General features: G+C 52.0%; 20 protein-coding genes. 16 read left to right on the top strand and 4 right to left on the bottom strand.

Annotation, left to right across the window (positions count from 1 at the left end):
- Positions 1 to 148 precede the first annotated feature (148 nt).
- Positions 149 to 496, bottom strand: coding sequence for a hypothetical protein (locus ABD880_RS00810; RefSeq protein WP_345161341.1), 348 nt, complete (start codon positions 494 to 496; stop codon positions 149 to 151).
- A 264-nt stretch (positions 497 to 760) separates the two neighbouring features.
- Here ABD880_RS00810 and ABD880_RS00805 point away from each other — a divergent pair, with 264 nt between their 5' ends.
- The 12 genes from ABD880_RS00805 to ABD880_RS00750 all read left to right on the top strand — a co-directional run bounded on the left by ABD880_RS00805 (position 761) and on the right by ABD880_RS00750 (position 11,776).
- A complete protein-coding gene (locus tag ABD880_RS00805) occupies positions 761 to 2,956 on the top strand; it encodes a PAS domain S-box protein (RefSeq protein ID WP_345161339.1) in 2,196 nt (731 codons plus the stop codon).
- Between the two features lie 95 nt (positions 2,957 to 3,051).
- Positions 3,052 to 4,230 (top strand): XdhC family protein, encoded by a 1,179-nt coding sequence (locus ABD880_RS00800; RefSeq protein WP_345161337.1) that lies wholly within the window; start codon positions 3,052 to 3,054, stop codon positions 4,228 to 4,230.
- Positions 4,227 to 4,826 carry a nucleotidyltransferase family protein gene (locus ABD880_RS00795; RefSeq protein WP_345161335.1) on the top strand — a complete coding sequence of 200 codons (600 nt, stop codon included), beginning with the start codon at positions 4,227 to 4,229 and terminating at the stop codon, positions 4,824 to 4,826. Before ABD880_RS00800 ends, ABD880_RS00795 begins: the two co-directional genes overlap by 4 nt.
- Before the next feature lie 267 nt (positions 4,827 to 5,093).
- Positions 5,094 to 5,333: a molybdopterin converting factor subunit 1 gene (moaD, locus tag ABD880_RS00790; protein ID WP_345161333.1), complete on the top strand. Its 240-nt coding sequence runs from the start codon at positions 5,094 to 5,096 to the stop codon at positions 5,331 to 5,333.
- A gap of 9 nt (positions 5,334 to 5,342) precedes the next feature.
- Positions 5,343 to 5,753, top strand: coding sequence for a molybdenum cofactor biosynthesis protein MoaE (locus ABD880_RS00785; RefSeq protein WP_345161331.1), 411 nt, complete (start codon positions 5,343 to 5,345; stop codon positions 5,751 to 5,753).
- 2 nt (positions 5,754 to 5,755) lie between these two features.
- Entirely contained in the window at positions 5,756 to 6,748 is a 993-nt protein-coding gene (moaA, locus tag ABD880_RS00780) for a GTP 3',8-cyclase MoaA (RefSeq protein WP_345161329.1), read from the top strand.
- Positions 6,749 to 6,854: 106 nt separating this feature from the next.
- Positions 6,855 to 7,331 carry a cyclic pyranopterin monophosphate synthase MoaC gene (gene moaC, locus ABD880_RS00775; RefSeq protein ID WP_345161327.1) on the top strand — a complete coding sequence of 159 codons (477 nt, stop codon included), beginning with the start codon at positions 6,855 to 6,857 and terminating at the stop codon, positions 7,329 to 7,331.
- Entirely contained in the window at positions 7,321 to 7,929 is a 609-nt protein-coding gene (locus ABD880_RS00770) for an NTP transferase domain-containing protein (RefSeq protein ID WP_345161325.1), read from the top strand. Before moaC ends, ABD880_RS00770 begins: the two co-directional genes overlap by 11 nt.
- Entirely contained in the window at positions 7,907 to 8,995 is a 1,089-nt protein-coding gene (locus tag ABD880_RS00765) for a ThiF family adenylyltransferase (protein WP_345161323.1), read from the top strand. The genes ABD880_RS00770 and ABD880_RS00765 overlap by 23 nt, the downstream gene beginning before the upstream one ends.
- On the top strand, positions 8,995 to 9,756 hold the full coding sequence (locus ABD880_RS00760) for a sulfite exporter TauE/SafE family protein (RefSeq protein WP_345161321.1): 762 nt from the start codon (positions 8,995 to 8,997) through the stop codon (positions 9,754 to 9,756). The genes ABD880_RS00765 and ABD880_RS00760 overlap by 1 nt, the downstream gene beginning before the upstream one ends.
- Positions 9,757 to 9,776: 20 nt before the next feature.
- Positions 9,777 to 10,964, top strand: coding sequence for a molybdopterin molybdotransferase MoeA (locus ABD880_RS00755; RefSeq protein ID WP_345161319.1), 1,188 nt, complete (start codon positions 9,777 to 9,779; stop codon positions 10,962 to 10,964).
- A gap of 74 nt (positions 10,965 to 11,038) precedes the next feature.
- Positions 11,039 to 11,776: a pseudouridine synthase gene (locus ABD880_RS00750; protein ID WP_345161317.1), complete on the top strand. Its 738-nt coding sequence runs from the start codon at positions 11,039 to 11,041 to the stop codon at positions 11,774 to 11,776.
- Between the two features lie 13 nt (positions 11,777 to 11,789).
- Here ABD880_RS00750 and ABD880_RS00745 read toward each other — a convergent pair whose 3' ends face one another.
- Complete coding sequence (locus ABD880_RS00745) at positions 11,790 to 12,956, bottom strand: L,D-transpeptidase family protein (RefSeq protein ID WP_345161315.1); 1,167 nt, start codon at positions 12,954 to 12,956, stop codon at positions 11,790 to 11,792.
- Positions 12,957 to 13,007: 51 nt separating this feature from the next.
- On the bottom strand, positions 13,008 to 13,886 hold the full coding sequence (locus ABD880_RS00740; RefSeq protein ID WP_345161313.1) for a universal stress protein: 879 nt from the start codon (positions 13,884 to 13,886) through the stop codon (positions 13,008 to 13,010).
- 546 nt (positions 13,887 to 14,432) lie between these two features.
- On the opposite strand from ABD880_RS00740, the gene ABD880_RS00735 reads away from it, so the two are divergent.
- From ABD880_RS00735 to ABD880_RS00720, 4 genes are all read left to right on the top strand, one after another.
- The gene (locus tag ABD880_RS00735) at positions 14,433 to 15,281 is read left to right on the top strand and encodes a restriction endonuclease (protein WP_345161311.1); all 849 of its coding nucleotides are present in this window, start codon (positions 14,433 to 14,435) and stop codon (positions 15,279 to 15,281) included.
- Positions 15,282 to 15,306: 25 nt separating this feature from the next.
- Positions 15,307 to 16,344 carry an MBL fold metallo-hydrolase gene (locus ABD880_RS00730; protein ID WP_345161309.1) on the top strand — a complete coding sequence of 346 codons (1,038 nt, stop codon included), beginning with the start codon at positions 15,307 to 15,309 and terminating at the stop codon, positions 16,342 to 16,344.
- Between the two features lie 30 nt (positions 16,345 to 16,374).
- Positions 16,375 to 16,680 (top strand): MBL fold metallo-hydrolase RNA specificity domain-containing protein, encoded by a 306-nt coding sequence (locus ABD880_RS00725; RefSeq protein ID WP_345161307.1) that lies wholly within the window; start codon positions 16,375 to 16,377, stop codon positions 16,678 to 16,680.
- A 97-nt stretch (positions 16,681 to 16,777) separates the two neighbouring features.
- Positions 16,778 to 17,428: an SIMPL domain-containing protein gene (locus ABD880_RS00720; protein WP_345161305.1), complete on the top strand. Its 651-nt coding sequence runs from the start codon at positions 16,778 to 16,780 to the stop codon at positions 17,426 to 17,428.
- Positions 17,429 to 18,263: 835 nt separating this feature from the next.
- Here the strand turns inward: ABD880_RS00720 and ABD880_RS00715 are convergent.
- The gene (locus tag ABD880_RS00715) at positions 18,264 to 20,462 is read right to left on the bottom strand and encodes an acylase (RefSeq protein WP_345161303.1); all 2,199 of its coding nucleotides are present in this window, start codon (positions 20,460 to 20,462) and stop codon (positions 18,264 to 18,266) included.
- Positions 20,463 to 20,469 lie beyond the last annotated feature (7 nt).

The raw sequence follows: 20,469 nt of genomic DNA, 5'->3' as shown, positions 1-20,469 counted from the left end.
TAACCTGTACCGCTATTGCCCGTTGCAGAATTAGAAACGTTACCCAACGGGCCGAACCACACATGTGAAAAGAAAAGAGCCAACCTCTGTTTTTGGGCTGTTTTCGGGGAAATAGGTCAAAAACGGGTGATATGAGAAAGCGGCGCAGTTAGCGTTTGGCAGAGAACAACCAGTGGTAGGCAACATAGAGCAGATAGCCTGCCAGGGTCAGACTGCCTACGTACAGCGCCAGGGTAATTGCGGTGGCCAGGGCCCAATCCAGCAAGATGCAGGCCAGGCAGATGACCGCCAGGGCTCCTAATAGCACGCCTATGCCCTTGATGACTTTGCCAACGTTTTGCAGAAATTTTGCCCGCTCCACCAGAAAACCCACCAAGGCTATCCCGCCCCCGAAGGCCAATAGAGAAGCAAGTTCAAGAAAAGAAGGAGGCGCCTCATCTGGGGCCACGTCATTGCCCAGCGCGGTGGCAGAAACCAGGCAAAGCAGTACAAGCAAAGGAAAAAAGCGTGGGTGATGCATTCATAAAAATAGCGCTTATATAGCTTTTAAGCAATATAGCTCACCACCCGTTTTTGGGCTGTTTTCCAGAAAACAGGCCAAAAATGAAGGTTTTTTAGGTGCTTTTCTGCATCAACTTCACATAACTGCTACTGCTCATCTAAAATTAGCTAGTCCTACGTTCTTTTATGCAATAATACTTGCTTAAAAGCCAATCTATCAAGTAATTGACACGTTGTATAGAACAAAGAGGGGGTAGTGGTGAAAAGCAGGGAGAACCATACGGCACAACTAGGTCAAAGCACCATCAACTGGGAGAAATTTGCACAAGTTTCTCAGGATTTGGTGTGCACCGTAGACGTGTCTGGGCACTATACCTATGTAAGCGATGCCAGCAGCCCCATGCTGGGCTACGCCCCCGAAGAAATGGTAGGCCATCATTTTGATGAGTTCATCTACCCCGGCGACCTTGTCAAATCCCGTGAAGCGGTGGCCAGCCTGCTGCGTGGCGACAAGCGCAAGGACTTCCAGAACCGGCTGCTGCACAAAGACGGCCACCTAGTCACGGTGCAATGGTCTTCTGCCTGGTCTGAGGAAGACGACACCCTCTACTCCCTGGCCCGCGACATCTCCTCACTGGTGCAGGCATCGGCCACCATTGACAGCCAAAACAAAAAGCTCAACACCTTTTTTGACTCCATCACAGACGCCCTGCTCACCGTAGACCGCAACTGGCGCATCACCTACTTTAACCAGGAGGCCGAACGGCTCTTGCCCATCAACCGGCATTTTCATTTAGGAGAGCATTTGTGGACGGTCTTTCCGGAGGCCATTGGCGGCGAGCCCTACACCAAGTACTACCAGGCCTTCAATACGGGGCACACCGTCACGTTTACCACCTACCACCGGGGGCTGGGCAAATGGTTCCACATAAAAACCTATCCGTCGCCAGAAGGGCTTTCCATTTATTTTGACGATGTCACTGACCTGGTTAAGACCAAGGAGGAACTGGAAAAACTGGCGCTGGTGGCCAGCAAAACCACGCAGGGCGTGGTGATTACAGATGCCAGCGGCCTCACTGAATGGGTCAATGAAGGCTTCACGCAGCTGCTGGGTTTCAGTCTGCCAGAGATGGCAGGCAAAAAACCAGGAGCCGTCATGCAAGGGCCCAACACAGACAAAGCCACGGTCCAGTATATCCGGGAGATGCTCTTAAAACGGCAGCCCTTTAACGCCACGCTCACCAATTACACCAAAGACGGCCGCGAGATTTTCATTGCCATGGACATCACGCCCATCTTTTCTGAACAAGGGAAGCTGGTGCGGTTCATTGGCATTCTGCAGGACGTCACAGACCAGGTGCACACCAAACAAGAGCTGGAGCGTCTGGCTTTGGTGGCCAGTAAAACCAACAACGGCGTCCTGCTGTGTGACAATGAGTGGCGCATACAATGGGTGAACGAGGGCTTTACCAGACTACTGGGCTATACCATGGCAGAGGCGCTGGGCCAGCAACCCAAAGACCTGCTCAAAAGCCACAACCCCAACGGGGGTGACATTGCCCCGCCCTGGCAGAACCTGGCCAAAGGCGAAGTGGTCTCCTTTAAAGCCCCCAACGGTAGAAAAGACGGCACAGACATTTGGCTGTCAGTGGACATTTCTCCTATTTTCAATGAAAAAGACCACCTGACCAGCTACGTAGTGGTACAAACAGACATCACCGATCTGAAGAACTCAGAAATGGAGCTCTCCAAGCTGGCAGATGATTTATACCGCCAAAATAGTGACCTGCAGAAGTTTGCCTATATAGTATCACATAACCTGCGCGCACCGGTGTCCAATGCCCTGGGCATCACCAAGCTCATGTCCAAGACTGATAAAAACTCCAAAGCCTTTGACGTCTCCCTGGACTACCTAAGCCAGAGCATCCAGAAACTGGACACCGTTTTGCGTGACATGAACACCATTTTGACCGTGCGGGACAGCGCCGGAAACCTGTGGCTGGAGGTGGTAGACGTGCGTGCCGTGCTGGAGCAGGCCCTGGCTTCTTTTCAGGAGCAGCTGGAGCAGTTTGACGTGGAGGTTTCTGTTAAAACCAGCGAGCGCCTGTATGCCCGTGCCAATAAGGCGTACCTGTACAGCATCTTCCATAACCTCATCAGCAATTCCATTAAGTATCGGGCTGAGGATCGTCCCCTTAAGATTTCTATTAGATGCTATGGAAACCAAGAAAAAGCAACAGCCATCTCATTCTCAGACACTGGTTCTGGGTTTGATACCCTTAAGGCACGGGGCCATATTTTTAAACTGTATAAGCGTTTTCACAAAGACCAGGAAGGCCGAGGCATGGGCTTGTACCTTGTAAAAAGCCACCTGGACGCCATGGGCGGTCACATTGAGGTAACCAGTCAGATTGGTGTGGGTACCCGCTTTTTAATCTATTTACCGCCTTTATAGACAGAACCATTTTTTGCCGCGCAAGTAGAAGTTGTACCTTAGAAGCAGAATACTTGCCCTCTGCTCTACGTTACCACAGCACCCGTTCAGCGCGCATGAAAGAAATCACCGACATTGTCCACGCTTTTCACCAGCACCAGAAAGAAGGCAAGCAGACCGCCTTGGCCACGGTGGTATTGGTGGAAGGCTCTGCCTACCGCAGGCCCGGCGCCCGCATGCTGGTCTCTGAAGACGGCCAACTCACCGGGGCCATCAGTGGCGGTTGCCTGGAGGGGGACGCCCTGCGCAAAGCCCGTCTGGCCATGACCCAAGGCAAACCCTCCCTAGTCAAATATGACACCATGGACGAGGACGATGCCCAGCTAGGCGTGGGTTTGGGTTGTAACGGCATCATTCACATCTTGATAGAGCCCATCAATCCCGCCGAAGCCAACCATCCGCTAATATTACTGGAACGCGCCATTGCCACCCGCCAAACTTCTGTGCTGGTTACGCTTTTCTCCTTACAAGACCGCAAGGCAGACCAACCCGGCACCTGCCTTTTACAGCTTCCACTACCTGCAAGTGAAAGTATTGTTTCGCACCGTGCGCCTGCCCTTATGCTGGAAACCTTAACGCAAGACGCCTGCATTGCTTTGCAAAAGGAAACATCTGTCACGCTAGACTATGAATTGGCAGAACATACCCTTACTGGTTTTATAGAAGTGGTACAGCCGTCCCCGGCGCTGGTGATTTGCGGAGCAGGTAATGACGCGCTTCCGTTGGTGCATATGGCACAGTTGCTGGGTTGGCACACCACCGTGGTAGATGGAAGAGCTAATTACGCTACCCAAGCACGGTTTGCCTTGGCGCAACAGGTGGTGGTCTCCAGGCCAGAGGATATTTTACAGCACCTCACCGTAGACAAATACACCGCCGTTGTCTTGCTCACGCATAACTACAACTATGACCTGGGCGCGTTGAAAACCTTCCTTCCGCTGGACCTTCCCTACATTGGCGTTCTAGGCCCGAAGAAGAAATTCAATATGCTCCTAGAAGACTTGAAAGAAGTGGGCGCACTAAAAGAAGAAGTCTCCTTACAAAACCTTTACGGACCCGTCGGCTTGGACCTGGGCGCTGAAACCGCCGAGGAGATTGCCTTGTCCATTCTGGCTGAAATCAAAGCCGTCTTCGCGCAACGCGCCGGTGGTTTCCTGCGGGATAAGCAACAGCCCATCCATGCCCCGGCCGTGGACGTTGCGGCATCAAATCTAGCTTCTACCCAAGCCATATGAGCATTGCCATTATCATTTTAGCCGCAGGCAGTTCCTCGCGAATGGGCCACCCCAAGCAACAACTGTCTTACCAGGGAAAGACGCTGGTGCAACATGTAGCAGAAATCGCGCTTGGTTCAAAGGCTGATCAGGTATTGGTGGTGTTGGGCGCTAATTCTGAGCAGATTATCCCGGAGATTGCCCATCTGCCTATTAAATACATCAACAACTTGAACTGGGAAGAAGGCATGGCAGCTTCCATCAAAGCAGGCCTGCATGTGTTACAAAAATTCCACCCTGTTAGCACCAACGCCCTTTTCCTTCTCTGCGACCAACCCCTGATTACGGCAGATCTTTTAAATGCCATGATGCAAGCCAAAGACCAAACCGATAAGGGAATCATTGCCTGCGCATATGCAGAAACGGTAGGCGCACCCGTGTTGTTTGACGCACGCTACTTTACAGAACTAAACCAATTACAGGGACAGGAAGGCGCCAAGAAAGTATTACTCAAACACATGAACCAGGTGCATGCTATTCCTTTTCCAGCGGCGGCTCTGGACATTGACACGCCAGAAGATTATCTAACCTTGCAACAGATGGAGAATGGCGAGTAAACTACTGTCGTTTTTGGCTTATTTTTCAGAAAACAGGCCAAAAACGAAGCAAGGGCCAATGAACAAGGCTAGTTTGAGGATGCAGGAGAAACTATTCCAACAACATACACCGCCTTCCTTTTCATACCATTCTCCACTTAAAGCCGTTCTTCTAAAGGCAGGTAAAATCTGTTCTGCTTGAATACCGCTGAAAACCGAAGTAAATTAGCTATTGATTCACCGCCTGGCCTTTTGCCAAGCAATCTTTACTTGAACAAGAAAAGGGATATGGAGATACTATTGTTTGGGATTACGCGCGAACTAGTGGGCCAGAACACGCTTACTGTGCCCCCTGAGGAAAACCTCCAGACGGTAGCCCAGTTACGCGAATGGTTGCACGCCCACTTCCCGGCCATGCAGAAGCTCAGCTCATTGGCCATAGCCGTGGACAGCGAGTACGCCGATGATGCCCAAGAAATCAAGCCCAACCAGGAAATTGCCCTAATTCCGCCCGTGAGCGGCGGTTAATTGAACACCATGCTGATAAAGATAGTAGACCATGTAGACCTACAAGAAGCTTACCAGTATTTGCAGGACCCCTCGGCCGGCGGCATTGATTTATTTGTAGGCACCGTGCGCAATTACGCACAGGGCAAGGACGTGGTCAAGCTGGTCTTTGAAGCGTACGCGCCCATGGCCCTCAAAGAAATGGAGAAGTTGGCCCAGGCCGCCCAACAGCAATGGCCTATCACTAAACTAGTGATGCTACATGCCGTAGGCGAAAAGCTGATAGGTGAACCAGTGGTGATCATAGGCGTGGCCTCGGCGCACCGGGATGCGGCCTTTACTGCCTGCCGGTTTTTGATTGACGAGCTCAAGAAGACCGTGCCCATCTGGAAAAAAGAGTATTACCAAGACAACAGCGTATGGGTGAACGCCCACCCTTAAGTATGAGCCAACCTTTGTTGATAGATAAATACGGTCGCCAACTCACCTACCTGCGCCTCTCGGTCACGGACCGATGCAACTTTAGGTGCTACTACTGCATGCCCGAGGAAGGCATGAACTTTGCCGCGCGCCAGGAACTGCTTTCCTTTGAGGAGCTGTACCAACTGTCGGCGCTGTTTTGCAGTCTGGGTGTGAACAAGATCAGGATTACGGGCGGCGAGCCCTTTGTGCGGGCGGGCATCATGCCTTTTCTGCGCAAACTCAGCCAGCTGCCGGGCCTGGAGGAAATCACCGTCACCAGCAACGGCTCCCTCAACGCCAAGCAAATCAAAACACTTCAGGAAATCGGCATCCGGAAGATCAACATCAGCCTGGATTCTCTGGACCGCGATCGTTTTTTCAAGATCACCCGCCGCGACAGCTTTGAGGCCGTCTACGCTTCTATTTTTCAATTGCTGGAAAGCGGCTTTGAAGTGAAACTGAACTGCGTGGTGGCAGAAAACAAGAACGTCCAAGACATTCTGCCATTTGTAGAATTGACCAAACACTATTCCTTAGCCGTCAGGTTTCTGGAAGAGATGCCCTTTAACGGCGGAGACACCTTCCAGCCACCCCAATGGAGCCATCGTGAAATCTACCAGCACATTGCAAACCATTACCCTGGGCTACAGAAACTAGAAAGCGAGCCGTCCTCTACCTCGGTTAATTACCGTGTGTCGGGCTATGCCGGGTCCTTCGGGATAATCCCGTCTTTTAGCAGAACCTTTTGCGGCACGTGTAACCGCATACGCTTAGGCGCCACCGGCGAATTAAGAACCTGTTTGTACGGGCCACCTGCCACCAACCTCAGAGACTTACTCAGGGCTGGCCACAGCCAGGAACAATTAACCAATGAAATACTAGAGGCAGTGAGCCACCGCGAGCAAGACGGCTTTGCGGCAGAAGCCAGCCATGGTCAGGCCGTACATGCCTCCATGTCGGTGCTGGGCGGTTAACGTTTAATTCTTGCAAGGCTTTCAATAGATCAATAGCAAATCATCTTTCATTAACCATACGTTTTTGGGGTATTTTCCAGAAAACAGGCCAAAAACGCTTCTAGCTATGAGCACACTTTCCCATATAGATGAACAGGGTAATCCCAGCATGGTAGACGTCTCCCAAAAAGCCGTAACGCAACGCACGGCCGTAGCAGAGGCCACCGTGCGCTTCCCGGAAGACGTGTACAACCAACTGGCCGGTCAGAACTTCTTGACCAAGAAAGGCGCGGTGTTCCAGACGGCCATTATTGCGGGCGTGATGGCCGCCAAAAAAACAGCAGACATCATTCCCCTGTGTCATCCCTTAGCTTTGTCCACCTGCAAAATAGATATTGTGCCGGCAGATGGTTTCTCCTTAAAAGTGACCTGTTTGGTGCGGTGCGAGGGCAAGACCGGCGTAGAGATGGAGGCCTTGACGGGCGCCAGTGCCGCGGCCCTGTGCATCTATGACATGTGCAAAGCCCTCACCCATCACATCATCATCTCTAACATTCAACTGCTGGAGAAAACCGGCGGAAAATCTGATATCCATGTCGGCTAATATTCCTTTGTATGGCTTGGTGCTGAGCGGCGGACAAAGCACAAGAATGGGTCAGGACAAAGGCCTCCTTTCTTACCACGGCCAACCTCAGCGAGACTACCTGTACCACATGCTAAATAGCGTCTGCCCGCAGGTTTTTCTGAGCGTCCGTCCCGGCCAGGAACAAGAGGTTTCTAATGAGGTGAACGTGCTGGCAGATGCGCTGGAGGTGCGAGGGCCTTTGAACGGAATTCTGAGTGCCATGCAACAACATCCTCAAGCGGCGTGGCTGGTTATTGCCTGTGACATGCCCTTGGTGCGCGTTTCTACTCTGCAAAAACTAGTGGTAGCAAGAGACTTAACCAAAACCGCGACTGCTTATGCCGTGCAAGGGTCAGACTTGCCTGAGCCACTGTTGGCTATCTGGGAACCAGGGGCTTACGCGTCTGCTCTAGCGTTTACTCAAACCGGCAAGACCTGTCCGCGCAAATTCCTGCTCAACGCAGACACCAAGCTCATTTACCCAGACCAGGACGAGGAACTCTATAACGCCAATCACCCCGAAGAGCGCGCCTACATCCTACAAAAGCTACACCATGGACCAGCAGCGGTACAGTAGACAACTTCAGCTTAAGGGGTTTGGCCCCGAGGCACAGCAAAAACTACAACAAGCAAAGGTGCTGGTGGTGGGTGCCGGCGGCTTGGGCGTTCCTGTGCTACAGTACCTCACGGGCATGGGCGTAGGAACCATTGGCCTCATGGATGACGATACCATTAGCTTGACCAACCTGCACCGCCAGGTCTTGTATTACACGCCAGAAGTTGGCGAAAAGAAAGTGACGGTGGCGGTACGCAAGCTGTCTCTGCTCAACCCAGAGGTGCGCTTTCAACCCTACCTGCACCACCTGACGCCCGAAAACGCTCTGACCATTATCCAAGAGTATGATTTGGTGATTGACGCCACAGACAACTTTGAGGCCCGCTACCTAATCAATGATGCCTGTGTGCTTTTGGGTAAACCTTTTGTATACGGCGCCTTGCATCAGTTTGAAGGGCAGGTAAGCGTCTTCAACTTTGAGGGCGGCCCCACCTACCGTTGCCTGTACCCTACACCGCCCTCGGCCCAGGAAATTCCGGACTGTAATGCCGCCGGTGTGCTGGGGGTAGTTCCTGGCTTGTTAGGCATGCACCAGGCCCTGGAGGCCGTCAAGGTTCTCACGGGTATTGGCACCGCCTGTGCAGGCTCTCTCCTGCTGTTTGATTTTCTGCACCAGACCCAGCATAAGATTAAGTTGAAGGCCAATCCTCAAAATCAGAAAATAGATTCTTTGCAGGCTTCCTATGCGCTAGCAACTTGTACCGCGGTACCAGAGATGTCCACTCACGACCTCTTTGACTGGATAGCGCAAGGCCAGAAGTTCTTGTTACTGGACGTGCGCGAAGAACCGGAATACCAACACGCGCGCTTACAGAAAGCCTTGCTCACGCCTTTGGGCTTACTGCCTCAGCAAGTAGGCCAGTTGCCCCTGCACCTGCCCATTGTGACCGTATGCCAGAAAGGAGGCCGCAGCGTAAAGGCCGCGCAAATTCTGTTAGAACATGACGCAAACCTGAAAGTGTACAGCCTGGCCGGGGGCATGGATCAATGGCAGAGAGACTTCTCCAACACACTAGTGGTAACTTGATGGACGCATCTTTGCTCTGGCTGGCCCTTTGTTTTTTTGCCGTGGCGGTGTTGTACTCCTCGGTGGGGTTTGGCGGTGGGTCTAGCTACCTGGCCTTGTTGGCGCTTTTCTTGCCTAACTTTCTGGAGATTAAAACCACGGCCCTGCTCTGCAACCTGGTGGTGGTCTCAGGCGGCACCTATTTGTTTTACCAAGAGGGCCTTTTTAACAAGAAGCTTTTTCTGCCGCTAGTGGCATGCAGTGTGCCGGCCGCTTTTCTAGGCGCCACCATTTCCTTGTCCCAACCGGTTTTCTTTGTTTGCCTGGGCGCAGTATTGGCTTTGTCCGGAGCGCTGTTGATTTTCCAGTTATTTCTGCCCGTTCCACAAAGCCACGCTCCTACCCCCAAAAGCAGCGCCTTAGCACTTCATCTCTCACTGGGTGCCGGTGCTGGGTTTGTCTCTGGTTTGGTGGGTATTGGCGGTGGCATTTTGCTTTCGCCGGTGTTGCATTTGCTGAGATGGGCCCAGCCTAAAACCATTGCCGCGCTGGCCTCCTTCTTCATCTTGGTCAATTCTCTGGCGGGCTTGGCCGGGCAGGTGGCAAGCGGAAATTTCAAAGCAGACGGCATCATTCTATTCCCCTTGCTTCTGGCGGTGTTTGCCGGTGGACAGGTGGGCACCCGCGTCAGCTTACAAAAGCTTCAGCCGCGCGCCGTCAAAGGCCTGACGGGCGTGTTTGTGCTGGTCATCGGCGTTAAATTGGTTTTACAGTACACCTAAGCTATTTCGCATCCTGACCTATGATATCCGTTGAGCAAGCCTTGCAATTAGTTCTACAGGAAACCATCTCCTTCAAGATAGAGAATGTGCCATTGCTGCAGTCGTTGGGCAGGGTTTTGGCGCAAGAAGTAAAAGCTGACCGTGACTTTCCGCCGTTTGACCGCGTGACCATGGACGGCATTGCCATCAATGCAAAGGCGTTTGAAACCGGTACCAGAACCTTCTCCATTGCCCAGATACAAGCCGCCGGCCAGCCTCCAACTACTTTAGATAATCCAGACAATTGCGTAGAGGTGATGACGGGCGCGGTGCTACCGGTAAACGCTACGGCAGTGATCAGGTATGAAGACTGCCAAATTTTAAAGGAACTCGCCACCGTGCTTATTGACCATGTCAAGCGGGGCCAGAACATTCACCGGCAAGGTGCTGACTGTCTGGCGGGCACGGTTCTACTAATGCCCGGTCAACGGATTACCCCGGCCATGATAGGGACGCTGGCCTCAGTGGGCTTGAGCAAGGTTAGTGTGTTTCAAAATCCTAAAATAGCCATCTGTAGCACGGGTGATGAACTAGTAGAAATAGACCAAACACCGTTGCCGCATCAGATTAGAAAATCCAACGTCTACATGCTGGCGGCGGCCTTGCAGGAAGAAAATATACAGGCGAGCCTATTTCATTTGCCAGATGAGCCAGAGGCCATGCGCCAACAACTCACGGACATTTTTAGAGAGAATGAGGTAGTGCTCCTTTCTGGCGCCGTGTCTAAAGGCAAGTTTGACTACCTGCCCCAGGTATTGGAGCAAATGCGTTTTTGGCCTATTTTCCATAAAATAGCCCAAAAACCGGGTAAGCCTATGCTCTTCGGGAAGATGCCTGATGGGCCGCTGGTCTTTGGTTTTCCAGGGAACCCAGTGTCTACGTTTGTCTGCTACCAACTGTACTTTAAGCCCTGGCACAAGCGCTGTCTGGGAGTTTCTGAAACGCCACTTTGGGGGCAGTTAGCTGAGGATGTCACCTTTGCCCCTGCCCTCACCTACCATGTTCCTGTGCGTCTTAAAAATGAAAAAGGCATCTGGAAAGCAACTCCGGTACCCAACACGGGATCTGGGAACTTGACCAGTATCCTTACCGCCGAAGGCCTGTTGACCCTACCCGCCGACAGAACGGATTTCTTAGTCGGTGAGGTGTTCCCGGTTACATTGTTATAACTGCAAGGCGCACTTACGCCTCCCGGAAGGTTCTTGAATTTTCTGTAATTTGCGGCCTCATTAACGATATTCTGGTGCTGGAGATTATTTATGAAGATGCGCAGTATGTGGCCATTAACAAACCCAACGGGTTGCTGGTACATAGAACGCGCATTGCCGAGGAGAAGAAGGAATTTGCCTTGCAATTGCTCAGGGACCAGTTGGGCTATCGGCTGCATGCCGTGCACCGGCTAGACAGAGGCACGTCTGGGGTATTGCTCTTTGCTAAGAGCCCAGAGGCCACCGCGCCCTTGGTCAAAGCTTTTGCTGAGCGCCAGCCTGACAAAACCTACTACGCCATTGTGCGTGGGTATGCCCCGGAGCAGGCCACCATTGACAGTCCCATAAGGCCAGACAAAGACCATCAGCACAAAGAAGCGAAGGATGCCGTCACCCACTACGCGCGGTTGGCCACGGTAGAACTGCCCATCCCGGTGGGCCCGTACCAGACGGCGCGCTATAGCTTAGTCAAGATAAAACCAGAGACTGGCAGAATGCACCAGATACGCAAGCATTTTGCGCATGCCCGGCACTACATTGTGGGTGATAAAAAGCACGGGGACTGGCGACACAATCGTATGTTTCTGGAGGAATTGAACAGCCCAACTTTGTTGTTGCACGCTGCCTCATTGCAATTTGAGCATCCTTTCACGGGAGACACCATTCAGATAAAAGCCACGCTGCCAGAGAACTTTAGGAGGTTGTGCCAGGAATTTGGGTGGATGGAACCGCTTTCAAACCAAGATGAACTGCCTTCTCCCAAAAACCACTAGCACGGTCTGTCAATCAATGCACTTCGCTTAGCAGTGGGAACGTGACCGCATCTAGTCCATACACGTCATCCCTGAACTGAAGTACTCCTTGCGCGTCTATCCAGCTGGTGAAATATCTTATTTGGATGGCCACCGGTTTGGGCAGAAACACCTGTTGGTTCTGGCCTTTTTGCGCCTGCAAAGAAAAGGCCACGGGTTTTCCCCAGTCCGGACTTAAAAGATAGGTGGCAAGTTTGTCTGGATGTTCTACCCGCACGCACCCGTGGCTATATGCTCTTACGGGGTGATGGAACAAGGCCTTGGCCGGCGTGTCATGCAGGTAAATGTCAAAGGGGTTATGGAAGAGGAACTTGATCTGCCCCAGCGCGTTCCAGGTGCCCGGCCTTTGAATGATGGTGATCTTGGTAGCGTCAACGGTTTTCCAGTTCACACTCCCCACCCCCAAAGGGACCAGCCTTCCTCTTACTTCTTTGTAAAGGTCCATGTGGTTTTTGGCCAGATAACTGGCATCCCTTCTTACTGCTGGTATGATTTCGTTCTTGATAATGCTTTTAGGCAGGTTCCAGGTGGGGCGTACTACCAGATAACTGATTCTGCTGTTGATCTGCCTGGTTTGGAAATTGCGCTTCACCTGCCCTACTACCACTCTGGTTTTCCAGACGGTTTGCGCCTGGCTGTTCAAGAGATGTAAGGTGTAGTCTGGAATGTTGACTAACACTTGCGGGTAAGTTGGGGCGTACAGTGAATCTTGCCAGCGCGCCAGATTCACTAGCAACTGCTGGAGGCGTTTGGCCGGTGACACGTTCAGGGCCGTCAAGGTATTGCATCCCACAATTCCATCAGCGGGCAGGCCGTGCCGCCTCTGGAACCGCTTCACGGCGTCGGTTAGGTGAGCGTCAAAGAAAGTACTGTCCTGGGTGGCGCAATGGGTCAGGTCTTGGGTGAGGCAGAGCAGGTTGCGTACTTTGGGCACAAACCGGTCCTGGGTGCCGGGCTGCACGCAGATATCCTCAGGGAAAGCGTCCCAGGTACCTGCCTGCATCAGCTTTTGATAATGCTCAATAGCCCTTTGCAAACCCTGCTGCTGGGCAAGGGGCGTTAGGGGCACCTGCTGTGCTGTGCTGGGTTTACCAGCCAGCAGCGCTGAGAATACAAGCAGAAAAAGCCACCATCTGGTCATGTCACGGGTTCTTTAGGATTCTCTACGGGGCAGTCTGCGCACAGGCTTTGCTTATTGGCTGGAGCGGGGTGCGTGCACAGACGGTTGGTCCAAAGGCATTTGGTATGGTTTCTCTGGCAAGGTGAGCAAAGGCAGCGTGGTATGGTAGATCAATTTACGCGAGATGCTGGCATGAAAGAGTTCATCAAAAAAGCTGCGCTTGTGCATGGACACAGCCAAAAGATCTGCGTTGTTTTCTGCTACAAACGTATGCAGCCCCTCTACAATATCATCTATGCGAATCTGCGCCATGCTATACACCACCCCCGGAAAATGAGTGGTAACCTCTTCTACCATCTCTGTGTCTGAGAGCAGGTTGAGTTCTTGCCTGTCTACCACGTTGATAAGGGAAACCTGGGCATGAAACAACTGGGCTATGGCAAACAATTGGCGGAGAAATACGCCTTCTTCTCCTTCAAAGTCTGAGGCGTAGGCAATGTGTTGGATGTCTTTGTACTGAGCCACCGCCGGTACAATCAAAACGGGGCAGTGGGCGGTCTTGCTAAACTCAGAAGAATTGGTGCCAATGAGCTTGTCCAGGAAATTGGTAGCCCCCTTGGTACCCATCACCACCAGGTCTACCTGGTGGGTTTTGACCAGTGTATTCAGGTCGCCGGTCAGGTAGCCGTACTGGCAGATTGTTTCTATGTCTAGTTCGCGGTTCAGCTCCTTCCGGAGGTCAGTAGCCAAGGTATTCAACTCTTCAGTAAAATCCTCGCCCAGATGCAAATCCACAGGTATGACCATGCCGCTTTCTACCGGAGCCACCGGCAGGTGGATGATATGTGCCAGGATGAGTCTGGCATTCATCCGGCTGGCCAGGGCGCCGGCATACCGTAAGGCGTTGTGGGCGTTTTCTGAGAAATCTGTGGGAACAAGAATGGTTTTCATAGCAATGGATTTGGCGTGAACAACATGGTTGAAAGAACGGCAAAGAATCACGTTCCCATGTTGCAAATTTCTGAAAGAACCGCCACCCTACCCATGACCATGACCACCTGCGCGGGTGACTTATATCATATACGCAAAACAAGAATACTTAGTACTATTGGGTACGCAAGCAGGGCATTCATCAGTGACTGTGGCACCTACTAAAACTGGCGGTTTTCCTTTAATTAATCACCGGTGATAACCTTCAAAAATTTAAACGCGTTACTTTCAAAGAGCTTTAAAAAACAAGTAAGTCACCAAGCCTTGGCACCCACCTGATTTGGCAAGACAGGGACTGAATGCAGCAGGTAACAGACTGGCTTATTGTGCGATAGACATTTAGAGATTAAACAAGCCATTGTTTGTCGTTTTTGGCCTGTTTCCCAGAAAATAGGCTAAAAACGCCTGAATTGGAATTCCTGTCAGCAGCCTCTGTGCTTATTGATGAAGGCTGCTACTTATGTTTTCTCTTGCGTAAACGCTTATGCTTTCTTTGACGCTACTGCCATGAAAAAGAACAGGCAAGACATCTACATCACCAAATCCTCTGGCGAGACGGCTCCTTTCTCCTACCAAAAACTCAAGCGCTCTTTAGCCGCTGCCGGGGCCACGGAACCCGTGATAGAAGACATCATTGCCGAGGTAGAGAATGACTTGTACCAGGGCATTTCTACTAAGCTCATTTACAAGAAGGCGTTTGCGCTGCTAAAGCGAAGACCAGGCGCCCTGGCTGCCCGCTATAAACTCAAGGCCGCCATCATGGAGCTGGGGCCGGCAGGTTTTGCGTTTGAGCACTTTGTAGGCGCCATCTTAAAATCTAAAGGCTACCAGGTGGTGGTGAGCAGGGTCATGCAGGGCCATTGCGTCACGCATGAGGTAGACGTGATCGCCACCAAGGGCCAGGAGCAGATTTTTGTGGAGTGCAAGTTCCACAACCTGCCCAATTATCAATGCGACGTTAAAATACCCCTCTACATCCATGCCCGATTTAGAGACATAAAAGCCCACCTCCTGAAGAAAGCCGCCAACCATGAAATGTCTTACCAAGGGTGGATTGTCACCAATACCCGCTTCACCCTGGACGCCGTTGCATATGGCACCTGCGCCGGTATGCACCTCATTGGCTGGAACTACCCAGAGGGCGGTGGCTTAAAGGAATTGGTGGAACAGAGCGGCATCCATCCCATCACCAGCCTTACCTCTCTCACCCGCGCAGAAAAACAACACCTCCTGGAAAGTAAAGTGGTGCTCTGCAAACAATTATCCCAGGCCCCTGCCCTTTTAGATGACATGGGCATTGGTGCTGACCGCCTAAAACGCATCCTGCGCGAAGCCCATGACCTGTGTGACCAGTAACTCTTTTTTCTAACGCACCATTCCTATGGAAACCAATGTATCACTCCAGTTCTTAGGTGCCGCGGGCACCGTCACCGGGTCCAAATTCCTGTTAAAGGTGCAGGGCAAAACCATTCTCGTTGACTGCGGCATGTTTCAGGGCATCAAAGAATTGCGCCTGCTCAACTGGGAGAACCCGCCGTTTGACCCCAAGTCTATTGACCTGGTTTTGCTTACCCACGCGCACTTAGACCATACCGGGTACCTGCCCAAGCTGGTGCAACTGGGCTTTAGAGGCGAAATCTGGGGCACGGATCCCACCTTAGACATAACTGAGATTATCTTACGGGACACCGGCAAGATACAGGAAGAAGAAGCCAAACAAGCCAATGAGAAAGGCTACTCCAAACACCATCCGGCCTTAGCCTTTTACACTTTGAAGGAGGTTGACAAAACCATCCGGCAGTTTAGAATGAAACCCTTGGACCATTGGATTGCCATCACAGATGAGCTCAAAGTCCAGTTCAGGTACAACGGCCATTTACTGGGCGCCACGTTTATAGAGCTAGAGGTGAACGGCAAACGCATTGTCTTCTCAGGTGACATTGGCCGAACCAAGGATTGGCTGCTGCACCCTCCTCAAAAACCCACGCAAGCAGATGTGCTGCTCCTGGAAAGTACCTACGGCGACCGGCTGCACCCCCAGGAAGACACCAAAGCCCGCCTAAAAGAAGTAGTCACCCACACCCTGTCCAAAAAGGGAAGCCTGTTCATTCCCAGCTTCGCCGTAGAGCGGGCGCAGGCCCTCATGTACTTGTTGTGGCAACTCAAAAAGGAACACGAACTGCCCAGCATCCCCATCATCCTGGACACGCCCATGGGTGCCGACGTGCTCAAGGTCTTTTACCAGTCCCTGCCGTGGCACAAGCTATCTGCTGAAGAAACGCTCCAGATGTGTGAGGATTTCAGGATTGTGACGTCTTACCGTGAGACCTGGGAAATCATTGACCAGCGCAAGCCCAAGATTGTCATTGCCGGCAGTGGCATGGTGACGGGCGGCCGCATTCTCACCTACTTGAGCTAATACCTGGAAGACCCCGCCACCTCCATCCTGTTGGCCGGCTACCAGGCCGAAGGCACGCGCGGCAGAGATTTGCAGGAAGGCGTGAAAGAACTCAAGATTTTCGGGAAGACGTACCGGGTGAACGCTGAGGTTTTCCTGCTGGAAGGACTCTCTGGCCACGCCGACCAACAAGAACTCGTCCAATGGCTTTCTGATCTGCCTGCCGCACCCAAACACCTGTTCCTCACCCACGGCGAACTCGCCGCTCTTTTAGGCTTGCAGCAGCACCTCAAAGAGCAACTGGGCTGGGAAAGCACCATCCCTCAACTGTTAGAGTGGGTAGACCTACCCCTGTAAGTTCAAAGCTGCGGTACCTCCTGCGTGCTTAAAATCTTTTAGCCAGACTAGGCGAGAGTGGCTTTAAAACAGTACCTTTTAGAAAGATAAACCGGCTATGGAAAGAACGCTTAAGATCACTGGTAAAGGTACGTTGGCGGTGGCGCCAGACATTCTTATTCTCTCTTTTGAGGCCGAAGCCCACAAATGGGATTATGAAAAGACCATCAACTCGCTCAACAAGAAAGTAGATACGCTGCGCGCCCTGTTAGAAGCCGAGGGTATACCCAGAACCAACCTCAAGACCAAGGACTTCAGGGTCCGGAAAGAGACCATCTACAACAAAGCCACCAGCGTCTATGATTTCAATGGATATGGAGCCACGCACAGCCTGGAGGTGGAACTGCCTCTGGAAAAGGTGCTCATCAACAAGGTGCTGTCGCAGTTAGCCAGTAACCTGCAGGACCTGGATTTCAACATCGCCTTTGGGGTGAAGGACGCGTCTGCCCATCAACAGCAACTCATCCAGCTGGGCATTGCCAAAGCCAAAGAAAACGCGACGTTAATTGCCACCACCACGGGCGTGGAGTTGCAGGAGATTCTAGAGATTGACTACTCGTTCCGGGAGTTGGTCATCAGGTCCCAGCGCTACGACAACGTTTTATATGAATCCAGCATGGCCATGGAAACCTCCCCTTCTTACGTGGACTTCGAGGCGGATGACATCAAGGTAAGCGAGACTATTACCATCACGTGGCGGATTGGGTAATAAGCGATTTATTGCTTTTACAGGAAGACTTACACTCCGTTTTTAGGCTATTTTCTGGGAAATAGCCCAAAAACGAGCCTAGAGATACTATGGCGGAAGCACACGCTGGTATCCGCAAGTAAATAGTCTTATGATTCTACTTCCGCCGTTATTAGTGTTCTTACCTACGGGTAAGACTGCTTCTTATGCTGAATTACTTTCTTTGGCCGCTTAAGTGCACGCAGTTTGCCAATCCTGAGATGGTTCTTCCTTCCGGTGCGCATTCACAGCCTTGTTTCATTTCTTCCGCTAAGCGCTCACGGCCGCGGGGCCTCGTCCTGGCCCTTCGCACTGCTGTTGTACTCTGGGCCTTTGGCCCCGCCCTGCCGGGCGACGAAACAACAGAGGCGCTCAGGACCAAGACTGGTTCTGGTTCCAATTCTGCTAAGGCTGGATGGTTGATTCTGGTGGTTGCAGGCAATGACTGGTACTGTCGCTGCATAGTCATGCGTGCCAAGGCACGGTTGTAGCCATCTGCTGTCCCGTGGCCATGGTGCAAGTCTTCGACTTGGGCCCATGATGACGGGCAGTTTGCAACTGCCGGGGCATTGCTATTTTACCACGCAATCCGTCCCCCTGTGGAGGTGACAGGGGTGCTTTCCAAATCAAAAATGGATGCGCGTACAAGCTTACGCTTTCACCAATTTCATTTTTGGCCTGTTTTCTGAAAAACAGGCCAAAAACGATTATAAAAAAACACAAGTCCTGCCATCAGATAAAAGAATCTATCTAATGGCAGGACTCATTTATATTATCCTTGAAACAAGGATTTAAACAGCCTTAGGACTAAGTCACGCTAATGCTTTTCTCCCGGGTAATAAGTGGCTTTGGCGCGTTTCTCTACATCTGGGCGGTAATAGGCGGCGTCTTTGAATTGCACGTCTGCGTAGCGCTGGGCCTGGTCGTCAAAGTGCGGTGAGGCTGGGTCTCCAGACTGTCCGCCGGCCAGCAGGGTCTTGGCCTTTACTTTGTCGCCAAACTCCACTACGGCCACAAAACTGTTGCCCAGCGTCCCATATAGGCGCTTGGTATTGTATTGCGCTGAGCCAAAGGAAGCGAGAGCGCCCCAGTTACCTGAGGCCATGCCAATGGGCAGGCTGGGCTTGGCATCATTGAAAGGCTGCTTGATGTCGCCGGTCAGACGCTGGTACCTGTTTACGTCACCCCAAGGCTTGTTCCAGGTACCGAAGTCTTTTTCAAGTTGCGAAATGGTTTGGGCAAACAGGTCCAGGCGCTCTTGTTCTGGGGCGGTTTTAGTATAATACTCTACGCGTTCTATGATGGCCATGGTCTTGGGCGCACTGCCGATTTTAAACGCACTGGTGGCATAGAAATGGGCTAAGGTCATTGCCACAGATTCTTTGGACACGGCGTAATCCCATCGGCGTAGCACGTCTATGGCTTCCTTCAATTTGGCATCCTTAGGTTTCTGCGCATCATAGGCCATTACCAAGCCCGGAATCAACACTTCAAAAGCGGGCAGGTACGGGTCATAGGCCAGGTTGATGAGTTTGTCTAGGGTCAGGTCATCTGCTTTCTTGAGTAACCGGATGGCATGCACCCCGCGGTAGTTTTCTGGAGCCGGGGCCATGTAGGCGGGATAGTCTTCCTTCTTAGGGCTGTACTCGCCGGCACCCGTAAAGGGCGTAGAATTGCAGTTCTGAATCCAGCCGTTGGGCGGGTTTTTGATGATGATGGTTTCCTCTAGCGGGTGCAGGTCTTGCCAGTCGGTTTTGGGGTTACTGCCGTCTACGGGTTTGCTGTAGTCAAATGAAGCATCACGGCGCGGGAAGAAGTTGCCGTGGAAATAGGCAATGTTGCCGTCTGCGTCTGCGTACACGGTGCCGTTGGAGGAGTTGGTGCGCATTTGCATCATTTGGTTGAACTCTTTAAGGTTGCTTTGCTTGGTCCTGATAAAGGATTGTGTCAAGGCCTCCACGGGTTTCCACATAAGGGAGGTAGACACCCACTTATCCCCGTTCTGGTGCGTGATGGGGCCGTGGTGGGTTTTGTACGTAGTGAAGGTTTTCTGTTTTACTTCATCACCCACTTTATAAGACAAGGTCACCTTAGACGAAGTTACCGGGCGTTTCTCCTGGCCGTATTTGTAAAACAGCTTGCCGTCTTCTTTGAGGATGGTTTCTTCAAATTCATCAATCACGTCTGTGTAAGCCGAGGTGTGCATCCAGCCGGTTTTTTCATTGAAGCCCTGGTAGATGAAGAACTGGCCCCAGGTGACGGCACCGTATGCATTCAACCCTTCTTCGCTCACAGCATGCACCTCGCCTCTAAAGAAAAAGGATGTGTGCGGATTAATCAACAGCATGGCCTTGCCAGAGGCGGTATTCTTACCTGAGATGGCAAACCCGTTGGACCCTTGCGGCTCTTGCAAGACGCCCGGCTTCACCAGCCCACTGCCTTTGGGCACCTGGTAGCCCAATGATTTATCTGATTCATAAAATTCCTTGACCCTTGCTGTAGAAATGCTTTCAATGTCGCCGCCAATAGAGCCTTCACTAAAGTACATGGGCATCCAGGGTTCAAACTTGGTGAGTAGTTTGGGCTTTACCTCGGGGTGGGTAAGCAAGTAATAATTGATGCCATCTGCAAAAGCCAGGCAAAGGGCTTTGAGCCACTCGGGGCTGCGTTCATAGTTCTGGATGGCTTCTTCCTTGGACATATACAGTCGGGCCCTGAGGTCACTGTACAGCATCTCCTCACCTTCCACTTCGGCCAGCCGGCCGATGGCCCACAGGTAATTGCGCTCCACCCGGTTAAAGTCATCCTCGCACTGGGCGTACAACAAGCCAAACACGGCATCAGCGTCTGTCTTACCGTACACGTGCGGCACGCCAAAATCATCTCTGATAATGGTCACCCGTTTGGCCTGCGCCTCCCAACGCTCCCGCTCTTTAGAAGAAACTGTCCCCTCTTTGACAGAGCAGGACAAGCTGAAGATGAGCAACAGCAGGTACAGCGTGATTTTAGTTTGCATGGATTTC

It is taken from the genome of Nibribacter koreensis (assembly GCF_039541795.1).
Lineage (GTDB): Bacteria > Bacteroidota > Bacteroidia > Cytophagales > Hymenobacteraceae > Nibribacter > Nibribacter koreensis.
This window is presented reverse-complemented; position numbering and strand designations above follow the sequence as displayed.